The organism is Janthinobacterium breve, from assembly GCF_051380895.1.
GTDB lineage: Bacteria > Pseudomonadota > Gammaproteobacteria > Burkholderiales > Burkholderiaceae_D > Janthinobacterium.
This window is the reverse complement of sequence record NZ_JBNYXY010000005.1, coordinates 363,808-375,733: the sequence shown is the minus strand read 5'-3', so window position 1 is coordinate 375,733 and position 11,926 is coordinate 363,808. Positions and strand designations below refer to the sequence as shown.

General features: G+C 53.0%; 10 protein-coding genes and 1 pseudogene. 9 read left to right on the top strand and 2 right to left on the bottom strand.

The window, feature by feature from the left end; all coding sequences use genetic code 11:
- Positions 1–64: 64 nt before the first annotated feature.
- From ACQ4W0_RS12075 to ACQ4W0_RS12035, 9 genes and pseudogenes are all read left to right on the top strand, one after another.
- Positions 65–517 (top strand): hypothetical protein, encoded by a 453-nt coding sequence (locus ACQ4W0_RS12075; RefSeq protein WP_010399799.1) that lies wholly within the window; start codon positions 65–67, stop codon positions 515–517.
- A 463-nt stretch (positions 518–980) separates the two neighbouring features.
- Positions 981–2,210, top strand: a complete 1,230-nt coding sequence (locus ACQ4W0_RS12070) for an HlyD family secretion protein (RefSeq protein ID WP_010399798.1) — start codon at positions 981–983, stop codon at positions 2,208–2,210.
- A gap of 76 nt (positions 2,211–2,286) precedes the next feature.
- Positions 2,287–3,240 (top strand): GlcNAc-transferase family protein, encoded by a 954-nt coding sequence (locus ACQ4W0_RS12065; RefSeq protein ID WP_436576919.1) that lies wholly within the window; start codon positions 2,287–2,289, stop codon positions 3,238–3,240.
- An 87-nt stretch (positions 3,241–3,327) separates the two neighbouring features.
- On the top strand, positions 3,328–5,529 hold the full coding sequence (locus ACQ4W0_RS12060; RefSeq protein WP_436576918.1) for a peptidase domain-containing ABC transporter: 2,202 nt from the start codon (positions 3,328–3,330) through the stop codon (positions 5,527–5,529).
- Between the two features lie 9 nt (positions 5,530–5,538).
- Positions 5,539–6,387, top strand: coding sequence for a hypothetical protein (locus tag ACQ4W0_RS12055; RefSeq protein WP_142303439.1), 849 nt, complete (start codon positions 5,539–5,541; stop codon positions 6,385–6,387).
- 108 nt (positions 6,388–6,495) lie between these two features.
- Positions 6,496–6,756 (top strand): hypothetical protein, encoded by a 261-nt coding sequence (locus tag ACQ4W0_RS12050; RefSeq protein WP_142303438.1) that lies wholly within the window; start codon positions 6,496–6,498, stop codon positions 6,754–6,756.
- 375 nt (positions 6,757–7,131) lie between these two features.
- Entirely contained in the window at positions 7,132–7,359 is a 228-nt protein-coding gene (locus ACQ4W0_RS12045; protein ID WP_010399793.1) for an AbrB/MazE/SpoVT family DNA-binding domain-containing protein, read from the top strand.
- Positions 7,360–7,427: 68 nt separating this feature from the next.
- Positions 7,428–7,745, top strand: coding sequence for a type II toxin-antitoxin system death-on-curing family toxin (locus ACQ4W0_RS12040; protein WP_436576917.1), 318 nt, complete (start codon positions 7,428–7,430; stop codon positions 7,743–7,745).
- Between the two features lie 313 nt (positions 7,746–8,058).
- Positions 8,059–8,940, top strand: a pseudogene (locus ACQ4W0_RS12035) (PA0069 family radical SAM protein); the annotation flags it as partial.
- Positions 8,941–9,425: 485 nt separating this feature from the next.
- Here the strand turns inward: ACQ4W0_RS12035 and ACQ4W0_RS12030 are convergent.
- Positions 9,426–9,602 carry a hypothetical protein gene (locus tag ACQ4W0_RS12030; protein WP_436576916.1) on the bottom strand — a complete coding sequence of 59 codons (177 nt, stop codon included), beginning with the start codon at positions 9,600–9,602 and terminating at the stop codon, positions 9,426–9,428.
- A 154-nt stretch (positions 9,603–9,756) separates the two neighbouring features.
- Complete coding sequence (locus ACQ4W0_RS12025; protein ID WP_436576915.1) at positions 9,757–11,673, bottom strand: PatA/PatG family cyanobactin maturation protease; 1,917 nt, start codon at positions 11,671–11,673, stop codon at positions 9,757–9,759.
- Positions 11,674–11,926 lie beyond the last annotated feature (253 nt).

Genomic DNA, 11,926 nt, shown 5'->3' with positions numbered 1-11,926 from the left:
CGCTTGGTAAGAAGTAATATAAATTAGAATACAATGTATAACCTCAACGAAATACTAGACTTGATTGGCATCGGCGACGAAGGATTGCATTCAGGAATTATTTTTAGTCGGTATGTTGTCAAAAATAGTATACGCCCGCGTGGAACTGCGCGTACTCGGAGCGCACAGCGTGCTGATCCCGTTATATCCCGCGCCGGCGCTAAGAATCGTTTGGATAAACAGGCAGGTCATATCCGATAACCCGTCGTTTCGCGCGGTCGGTGGCAACTTCGAGCGATTCAGCCAACACTTGCTCGATTCGTGCGTATACATCACTGAGTCCGGTGATTTCGACTCAGCCGCCGAACTGGAGCGCTTAAAGAACGTGACCGGTTATGCCGACCATTATGGTGGTTCGGAACGCTGGAAGTGGGCGCAGGGTGATGGTAAACGGATGCATGCTAAAAATCATAGGGCGGACGCCGTTGATCTGCGGGGTGAGCGATCATTCGCAGAAGGCTGGGGTGCGTATATGTAAGAATGCCGACGCGAAACTGTTTTCTCTGAATTGATCTCCACCGAGTTCCCGCGTTCTGCCATTCCAACCCTGGCCATCATTGACACTGGACTAACGCAGGTTTTGGGACCGGACCGCTATGCATGCTGACTAGGAGTAGACCATCCCTGCGGGGTATGGTGTGTCGTCGTTTTTTATAAACGCGACATAGCAGTGCCAGCGACAGGCTCACTACTTTGGCATCATTGAGTGGCAGCTGGACGGCAAAGTCGATCAGCTGACTGGGCCTGGGCAGAAGTGCTACTGCGGCGATAGGCCGGGCGCTTAGGCTATCGCCGGGTGGAGTAGCGAAGATATATTTCTGGATTGTGCTGCGGAAACTTGCTCGGGTGCGCAGTGAGCGAACCGATGGGAATGCTGGAAGCCTCTCGCGTCGCGCCGGTTCCGGAATTATAAATAACATGACGGTTTATTACATCAATTTATGACGCTGTTTCGACACGAGGCGCTTGACGCCCAAAAAAATCAATGGTTGGGCGACATCTTTCTTGCATATCCATTGTCGACCACTTTTTTCGCCTGCGGCGCGCTCGGTATCGCCGCAGCTTTGATCACCTTTCTTTTCCTCGGTGACTATACCCGCAAGGAACATGTCGCCGGTCAGATCGCTCTCTCGGAGGGACTGGTAAAGATCTATTCTCCGGTGACAGGCGTTGTCAAAAAAAAGCTCGTGCGGGAAGGGCAATCCATTTCTGCAGGGCAGCCGCTATATGTGATCTCCGTTGAACGAAACAGTATGAAAGGCGAGACCCAGTCGGCGATAGGAGCGCAGATAGAGAACAAGCGCAGCAGTTATCGGGCGGAATTGACCACGCAAAAGAAGGTGCTAGAGGAGCAGGAATTTGCTTTACGTAAAAAAATCGCCAACTTTGAGTCCGAATTTAACAGTTTGCAGATCGAGGTGGGCATTCAAAGCCGGCATTTAGCGTTGAATGATGTGGCACTTACTCGCTTCCGTAACCTTGCCCGCGAAAAATACGTCGCAGCGGCGCAGCTTGAGGAAAAAGAACAAGATAACTTGGATCAGCAATCGCGACTGCAGACCCTTAAGCGACAGATGGGGACCGTGCGCAGGGAGATTATGGCCGCTGAGAGCGAGTTGAAGAATTTACCGTTGCAAGCCCAAAACGAGTTATCGGTAATTCATCGCAATATTGCTTCGCTTGAAGAGGAGAACTATGAAAACGAAGCGCGTCGCGAGGTGACCGTCACCGCCATGCAGGATGGCCGAGCTACCGCCGTGCTGGCGGAAGTGGGGCAGACAGTCACCACTTCCGTACCACTATTAAGCGAGATTCCGCATAATGCGCGGTTTGTCGCCTATCTTTATGTGCCGACCCGGGCGATCGGATTTATGCGAGAAGGGGGGGAGGTATTGTTGCGCTACCAATCCTTTCCGTATCAAAAGTTTGGCCAGCATAGCGGCCATATCCTGAGCATTGCTCGGGCCGCGTTGTCCCCCGGCGAATTGCAAATGTCAGGTGCCAATCCAGAAAATTTTTACAGGGTAGCGATAAAACTAGATATGCAACAAGTAGCAGCATATGGACGAAAATTTGAATTGCAAGAAGGGATGCAGCTTGAAGCCGATGTTTTATTGGAAAACAGAAAATTATACGAATGGGTGCTCGAACCGCTTAACATTCTGAGTTGAAAAAATATCGTTATTTAGGGTACCGTGCCTTCGCCGCACCTGGCATTTCTGGTTAATTGACATAAAGCAGGTATAAATGCAGAACAACAAAATATTTATTAGTCTCGCTTCATATCAAGATCCTATGCTGCTCTTCACTCTAAACGATGCGGTCGCGCGAGCCAGCGCGCCGGAGCTCTTGCGTTTTGGCGTAGTGGACCAAAACATATCTGATCAGCGCGGGATCATTGGTGAACTTCCCTTCTCCCGGCATGTTCGCTACACGCACCTGCATCCGCAAGATACGTTAGGCGTTAGCTGGGCGCGTAATCTCGTTTTTTCGCTGTACGATGGTGAGGACTATCTATTGCAAATTGATTCGCATACTTGTTTCGAACCGGGATGGGATAATGAATTGCGTGAGCAGTACGCTAGGCTGCTGGATCAGTCCGGCCGGCCCATCATCAGCACCTACCCTTATGCATTTGAAATGGTTCGGGGTACTCCTCGGTATATGCGATATGAAGCAAAAACGGTAGTGGTGCTACGCCCTCATACGGAGTCTACCCTTAGCGAGAATAATGTCGTTTTGCGATTTAGCGGCAGGCACCAATTTTCCGAAGTGCATGTGCCAGGCTGTCACCTAGCAGCAGGATTTATTTTTTGCTCTGGGCGATTTATCGAGGACGTGCCATATGACCCCTACATCTATTTCCATGGGGAGGAACAAAGCCTATCGGTACGGGCCTATACCCGAGGATGGGACATTTTTCATCCTGCCAATGTACCGTTGTACCATCTATATAAGCCGGAAAATACACCTTTGACTACCCATCATTGGCATGGTGATATTGATACGCAGCGGTCATTTCATAGCGGGTACCTACTTGAGCGATCTAGTGCCAGGCTTTACGCATTGTTTTGTGGCTCAGGACTCAGCGGTGCTTACGGTCTAGGAACAATACGGAGTTTAGATAGTTTCATTGAGTTCAGTGGAATTGATTATAAAACGAAGGTCATCCGCACTCCTGCCGAAGGTACGTTATTTTGATTTTTTAATATACTGTCTTAATGGGTTGTTTTAAATTCCTAGAGTGTAATATTATGTTGCCATTTAATAAATTTATAAAGAAAATTAATGGTTAAGCAATCAGATTCAATTAAGATCGATCTGCGCGAACGTCTGCAGTTCGGTTTTTCAAAAAATCTTCCCCTTCATTTGCAGACCGAAAGCGCAGAATGTGGGTTGGCCTGCCTGTCAATGATTGCGAGCTATTACGGCTATCGCACGGACTTGGCATCCCTGCGGCAGAATTTCGCGATGTCGTTGAAGGGGACAAATCTAGAGCAACTTGTTGATATTGCCTCGGCCATAAAGTTGGTTTCACGGCCGCTGCGAGTGGAATTGGAAGAGCTGAAGCAATTAAAGACGCCTTGTATTTTGCATTGGGAAATGAATCATTTTGTAGTTCTAAAGGATGTCCGGAAGAAAGGTATTGTCATCTATGATCCGGCCATAGGCATAAAGAAATTGTCGTTAGAACAGGTGTCAAAGAAATTCTCCGGCGTTGCGCTGGAATTAACAGTCGCTCCTGGGTTTAAGAAGCAAACCGTTCGGCAACATGTGCGACTGCGCGAAATGATGGGTAATGTCGTTGGCCTGAGGCGTTCCTTGGTACAGATTACCTCACTAGCGGTGGCACTCGAGGTTTTCTCGCTGATTGCACCATTCTTCAATGAATGGGTGGTTGATCAAGCTGTCGTGACAGCTGATCGGCATTTGCTGCTCACGTTGTCGGTGGGATTCGGATTACTCATGTTCATACATGTGTTGACGGAGGCGGCTCGGGGATGGGCAGTGCTGATGATGAGCAATTCCCTTAATTTGCAGTGGCTGGCGAATTTGTTTGCGCACCTGCTTAGGTTACCTATCAGTTATTTTGAAAAACGCCATATGGGGGACGTAATCTCTCGATTCGACTCTATTCATGCCATCCAAGGAACGCTCACTACCAGTTTCATCGGTGCCATACTGGACGGTATCATGGGCGTTGGCACCTTGGTCATGATGCTGGTCTATAGCCCGTTTTTAACTACCATCAGCATAGCCGCAATCATGCTATATATCGTGTTGCGAATCAGCTTTTATGCGGTATTCAGAATGGCCACGGAGAGTGAAATTATGTTTGGAGCAAAACAGCACAGTATGTTCATGGAGACCATCCGCGGCATCCAAAGCATTCGCCTGTTCGGTCGAGAGGGGGATCGAGCCGCGCGTTGGCTTAATGTCGTGGTGGATCAGAAAAATGCCGGACTAAGGACCCAGCGTCTCATGTTGTTCTTCCACACGGGAAACTCACTGGTATTTGGCATCGAGGCGATATTAGTGCTTAGCCTAGGGGCTTTGTTGGTGATTGATGGGAAATTTTCAGTTGGCATGCTATTCGCCTTTTTATCATATAAAGGGCAATTTTCTAGCCGTATCAGTGCCCTTGTGGATAAATTTTTCGAGTTGCAAATGTTGCAAATCCAAGGAGCCAGGCTGGCGGATATCGCCTTAGCCGCACCGGAGATGACTATGGATGAACAATTGGCCACTTATGATATGGACTTAGTGGATCCTCGAATTGAAATCAGAAATTTGGTCTTTCGCTATGGAGCCGGCGAAACTCCTGTGTTAGATCGAATCAATCTCATTATTCACGCGGGCGAGTCGGTGGCGATTGTTGGGCCGTCCGGCTGCGGGAAAACAACATTGGTCAAGATCCTACTTGGCATTCATACGAAATACAGCGGAGATATCCTTGTTGGTGGAATACCGATGCGCCTGTTGGGCAAAGCTAATTTCAGAAAAATTGTTGGCGCTGTGATGCAAGAAGACCAACTGTTTGCCGGGTCCGTTGCTGAAAACATCAGCTTCTTCGCGGCGGATGCGAATCAAGAATGGATACACAAGTGCGCGGAAATGGCCGCGGTGCATGATGAAATTCTAGCTATGCCGATGGGATACAACTCTTTGGTCGGGGATATGGGAGCTGCTTTATCGGGTGGGCAAAAACAGCGCATACTACTTGCTCGGGCTTTGTATACACGGCCGAAAATCTTATTCCTTGATGAGGCGACCAGCCACCTAGACGTGGAAAACGAGCGTCTTGTCAGCAGGGCGATACAGAACCTTAACTTGACGCGAATTATTATTGCTCATCGCCCAGAGACGATTGCGTCGGCAAATCGCGTGATTTCTTTGATGGACATAGTTTCGCACCCATTGACCATTACTACACCAAAAAGGCAACCTGACTTTTATCGACCTGCGTCGGTTTGTAGTGAGGAATCTTAAGAGGAATGTATGAAAATATTATTTACTTTATTAATATTTATCTGGTCTACACAAGCATGTGGACAGACAAAATTTTTCCCGCCTCAATATCCATGGCATTTTCTTGATATATGGTGGGAGGGCATATCAGATATTTCCGATTTTCAAGAAATTAGCGTGGATTTTAGGATAGTCGGTGAGGTTCCGAATACTGTGGATCTTTATATAGCCCCACTAGGGCTATTTAAGATAGGAGCGACCTCATTTTATGGTGGTGTGCAAACGAATATTGGCGGCTGGCCTACGAAATTCGAACAGCGGCGGGTGGAGATTGGACGAGGGGGTATTTTTTCCCGATGGTCAACTGATGCCAGTCCGATCCCATTGAGCGCTGCAGATGGAGCACCGGACACACATTATGAATCGGCATCATATGAAGGGGCGTTCATCAGTGTGCGCCGTCATGTCAACTGGACACAAGGCTGGTATACGTACACGGTTATGAAACTCAAGGTTGAGACTGGTGTCCATCCAATGGTTTGGTTTGGTGCCTATTTGCTTGAGCACGCATCAGGAGTTGAGACCTATCTAGGATCGCTTCGGCTCGACCAGCAAGATATGTTTCTGGATCGCTCCATTGCAGCGTTTGTTGAGATCTATGGAGATAAGTCCGTGATCCCGCAGCTGACCGTAGTATTTTCTGCGCCAAAGGTCGATGGGCGGGTGCGACCATATAAGCGCATCGTTACTAGTTACCCTCAAACCGGTCTTGCACACGTCTCCCGGTTCGCCACCGCGACGCGTATAGATGACTCTGTTTATATCTCTGTATTACCGGCGGGGATTGGGGATGGAGTTCATCAGGAGGAGCTCTACTAGCGCAGATATAACAGAAAAAATGAAATATGATTTTGATCAGTGTAGGAAGAATATCGCTAAAAGTTACTTTTTTACAATATTTTATTTTAATTGTATTTTAGGAGAAATATGCACGACTACTTAGGTTTGTCAATTGGTGCTTTAGGAATTTTTTGGTTTTCTGGGGCTATGTTTAAAGAGGATTTTCCAAGTAAAAAAAATAAAATTTTGTCTATGCTAGTTTTTCTTGCCGCCCTTTATATTTTTATAAATGGTTTTCCATATCTATTCACAAATTTTTCTTCAGCAACGCCGACTGAGCTATTCGGTTTTCTAGGACGGATATTGGGATTGGTTGGTTGTGCACGGGTGTTTCAACGGAAATTTTAAGAGTCAAAGTAAAGCAATAGCGCAGTGTTCTGAAAGGTATTGGTCGCACCTTGCTATAAGGATCTGGAGGGTCAATAAAATGTCAAAACTACTACGGCCTTTGGCCAATTGTCAAGACCCGCCTGGTTATATATGCTTTTAACGAATAAATCCGGCTTCTTCTTTTGCCATTTTTCATCACCCGAATCGGTGTTGCATTATCCATGGCGCGCTGGGGGAATGTTGTGGTTATAGATTTCAGGTAGTTGCGCAGCGTCGATTCCAGTCCAGCCCTGGAGCCATATCGGTCCATTTCCGCGCGTAGTGCACTGGTCAATCTGTTTGACACACCTTAGACTGGATATATAATGAAAATTATATAAAAAGGATGGCGTCATGCTCGCAGTCAAAGTAACTACCGTAGGTGGATCTGAGGGGCTGATCTTAAACAAGGAGGTCAGGCGCATCCTGAACGTGCATAAAGGCGATACCCTGTATCTGACCGAGGCCCCGGACGGCGCGATGCGCATCACGCCGTACAACCCTGAGTTTGAGCGCCAGATGGCCTTGGCCGAGTCGATCATGCACGACGACCGCGAGATCCTGCGGGTGCTCGCTAAATAAACTGGCAATGCGTGCAGCGAGATACCGTTTTTGCGGTCCACGACAAATAGCTCGCAGTGCACGGTGGCTTGGCCGGCCTACGCGACCTCAATACCGTGGAGTCGGCGCTCAATCGGGCCCGGAACCTTGACGTCTATGGCAATCCGTCGCCGGATGTAGCCGACATTGCGGCGGCCTACATCTGCGGCATCGCCACCAGCCACGGGTTCAGCGACGGTAACAAGCGTGCCGCCTGGGTGATCGGCCGCCTGTTTCTGGCGATCAACGGCGAGATGCTTGTGTTCATTGAGGTCGATGCCATCAACTTTATGCTGGCTGCCGCCGCCGGCAATATGACGGAGCTGCAGGCGGCTGACTGGATACGACAGCGCCTTGTCACAGCATAATCCGTATGCCTTCGTCTTCAGTTGCAGGTAATTCTGGTTCGCGTCAATGTAATACAGGTAGGCGCGGATGAATGCAGGTTCATTTGCAGCTAATGCTGGTTTGAGGGGGCTGTCAGTTGCAGTTAATCTTGGCCGAGAATCGGCTGGAATGCAGGGCTACCCCGTTTTAAATGCAGGTCGTCACTACACCTAGTATCCCACAACACTCTATTTTTTGTGTTCATGAACATGATGAGGCGGAGAAGTGATGAATTTTCATTTTAATTCAATTACTTATGATTGAATATGAACAAATGCAGTTGTCATTTAGCCAGGCTGCATCTATTGCTTTGCCCGTCCCACGCACAGCTATCTGGGCCTGTCGCCGGGCCTGGACTTCGAAAGCCGCATCTACGCCAAGGTGAACGCCCCCGAACTGTTGCGGCGCGAATTGGCCAGGCCGTCATATGTGCCCGAGCCGATCGCCCTGGGCGTCAATACCGATGCGTATCAGCCGTGCGAACGCGAACGGCAGCTGACGCGACGCGTGCTGGAAGTGTTGCAAGAGTGTGAACACCCCGTGGCGCTGATCACGAAATCGTCGCTGATCGAGCGCGATATCGACATTCTGGCGCCCATGGCGGCCAAGCACCTGGCGGCCGTGGCCGTCACTGTCACCACGCTCGATCCCGCCATCGCGCGCACCTTGGAGCCGCGCGCGGCCGCCCCGGCGCGGCGGCTGCGCACCATCCGCACGCTGACGGAGGCGGGCATTCCCGTAGGCGTCAGCATCGCGCCCATCATTCCATTTGTCACGGAACCGGAAATTGAGCAGCTGCTCGAAGCCGTGCGCGACGCGGGCGCCATCCATGCCCATTACGTGGTGTTGCGTCTGCCGTGGGAAGTGAGCCCATTGTTCCAGCAATGGCTGGAAGCGCACTTTCCGGAACGGGCCCAGCGCGTGATGAACCGGGTGCGCGAAATGCGTGGCGGCAAGGATTACGATAGCGCGTTCGGCACGCGCATGCGGGGCGAAGGCGTGTGGGCCGACCTCATTCGCCAGCGTTTCGAGAAAGCCGTGCACCGGCTGGGGCTGCACGGCAAGGGCGGCCGCTTCAAGCAGCTCGATTGCACGCAGTTCCGCCGGCCGCTGGTGGTGCCACCGTTGGGGGCAAGGGAGAAAGGGGGCAATGCGGGGCAGCTGGATTTGTTCTAGCGGAGGAGTGCAAGGGGCAGGCGCTGGGTCGCTGTCGCTATTGCACCAAGGGGTGGCGATTAAGGTATTCCCCGCATCCGGGAGTGACCGGGAGGCGGGGCTTTGGCGAGTGGAATCGGTTTTCAGTGGCAGATGGCAAAGGTGCCATTCACGCCTTGCCAGTGAATCGCACCGCGCCGGGCGCAGCAGGCGCTGCAATTGTGAGCCGTCGGTCCGCCTATCGGTCCGTGCGTATCGAAGCACTGGCCCTGGCCGGTGTTTGTCGGTCCGCAGGCGGACGGCTGCATGCCGCTGGCGTGCGAGCCGTTGACTTGTACGTTGATAGGGCCACGCGCGTTGCGCGAAACAGGCGGGCTTTGTAGTGGGAGTCGCATCGCTGTCATTCCTCAATCGTGGATGATGCGGCAGGCTGAACGGGCGACGAGAGACTCATCGCCCGCAGGCATGCCAGGTTTAGCCGGGATGGCTCGATCTTGCTGGCTTGATCAGCAAACGGTGGCGGCGCAAGCGGCCAGGCAGACTTGCTGTGCGGTGCCGCTCAAGGCGCTGCAACCCAGTTGGCACAGGGTGCAGGCAATGCCGGAAGGGGCGACACCCTGGCTGATGCTGGAGATGCTGGGGCTGCGTTGAACGGCTTTGGCTTGCAATGGCAGATTGTTCATTTCAAAACTCCTTGTGATGGCGCCGCTGCGGGCAACGGCAATGGATGTGTGTACCGAGGTACGGTGCTGATCGTTTCCCGCCAACGACCGTTTGCTGAAGCGCGTGCACGCATCGCTGCGCCCACGTGCCCCGACAAGTCAAATGGCGCGTCAGTTAGCGCTGCGACCAGTAGCGCACGGGGCCGACGCTGACCGGTATCACATCGCTGACATCGACGGCGAAGCGCGCGACCGTGTTGGCTATCTGGAGATTCTCCGGGTTGAAGAAGGTCATGATGATGTCGTAGCACTCGGAGCCCGGGCGGCACACAGGGCTCGGTTGTACGACGATGGTATCGAGCTGCATGCCGGTGGTCTTGATCAGCATTTCCGCCGCCTGCATGGCATTCGTGGCTGAAAAGTTGAGCGCGCGATCCATGCCCGTGACACCCAGGTTGCGGAAGTCGTAATAGATACGGTTCAGGAAGTTTTCCAGGCGCGCTCCCGTGTTGTCGCTGTTGAGTTCCTGGTTGTCTTGCACGGCCATCAGGCTGCTGATCAGCTCCGGGACATTCCAGCTGAACATGCCCCGTATGGCCGGTTGGATCACGGGCACGACCTGGCCGGACATCAGCCTGGCGGCGCCCGAAATTACGCCTGGAAACGAATTCATGACCACCTTGCCATCGATCGTGCCGACATAGGCCTCGAACAGCAGTTCATAGGTCAGGTCTGCATACGGACCGACGGGCACGATCGCGTAAATCGGCGTGGCGTCCAGGTTGACGGTCCAGGTCAGTGATTGGCGGAAATAAGGTTTTGCGCGCAGGAATTCGATCAATTGCTGCGGATCGTCCGGGTTGTTCCTGCCCGGTGGCATGGCCTGGACAAAGGAATCGTGGCGCGCTTCGCTGCCGAAGTCGATGCCCAGGTTGCCCAGCGCATATACCAGCGTCGGGCCCTTGGCAGCACCGCCGCCGCAGCCGCAATCGGAGGCATCGATGCCGGAGGCGCTGATGCCTTGGCGCGTTGCGCCAGAAGGGGCCGTGAACGTGGCTTGGGACGGGGTTTCCAGCATGGGAATGCTGAGCGGATGCGCCTGCGCGGAAGTGTTGGCATTGGCTGGGCTCGCTTCAATCACAGTATCGTCTGACATTTCAATTTTCCCTTTTAATAATATAAGTTGAGTGGCGCCCGGCACATTCAATGTCCCAGTCAGGAGGCGGCGACAGTCCAGCTCGCCATTGGTGTTGCAACGTGTTGCGCTCTGCAGCAGTGCGCTGCAAACTCCACGAGGGTCAGGACGATCCCCATGTTGGTGTTGTCGGCATAGCAGCAAGGCTGCGATGGCCGAGATGATCGGGGTAGCAAAGCTGGTGCCGCTGTTGACAAGCACGCGGCCTGCAGGGGCGGCGCCGAGGATGTCGGTGCCGGGTGCCATGATGCCGCGCGCGCGATAGGCCTCGCCCCAGTTGCTGTTGGGCATGGCAGCGCCTTGCCGGTCCAGGGCGCCGACCACCAGGGTGTACTTGATGGAAGCGGGGATATGCAGGCAATCGCAGCCGTCATTGCCCGCCGCCGCGACCAGCAGGACGTTGCGTTCATGGCACAGCTGTATGGCTTTTTGCAGCAGGCCATCGGCGGCGCCGCTGTCGGACAGTTCGCCGCCGCTGACGTTGATGATGTGCGCGCCATGCTCGACGGCCTGGGTGATGGCGCGGGCCAGGTCGAGCTGTCTGCATTGCGTCAGTGCGCCGTCGGCGCGGTCTGCAAAGATGGGCAGGATCAAACCTCGACAACGGGGGGCCAGGCCAGTGACGGGGCTGCCTGGCTGGCCAAAGATGATGCTGGCGACATGGGTGCCGTGCAGCGATGCCCGGCCACTGCCGCTGGAGCCTGTGGCGAGGGTATCAAGCAGTTGCAGGTTGGCGCCGACAAAACAAGGGTGGCTGGTATCGACGGGACCGTCGAGCACGGCGATGCAGATATCGGCACAGCCGGCGTTGCCTTCTTGCAAGGCAGCCAGGCCGGGCAGCAGGCCATGATTGGCCAGGCTGTCGTGGGTGGTAGATTCTTCCATAGTCGTCGGCACGGCGGGGCTCCTTGCTGGGTCCTTGATGGCGTGCGGCACACCGCTTGAGGTGCTCCGCTCGCCTGCTGCGGTGCCTTCTGCTCAGGCACCGATAGCATGATCTATAGCAAGGGATGTGCCAGAACGCCAAGTGCTTGGTTTGCAAGGGGAAAGGTTGATTTTCATTGTCGTGACGCAACAATAATGGCGGATATCGTCCACTATCTTTGACCCGGATGGACGAAAACGGCAGGCGGGGAAGGGCGGGGAGGGG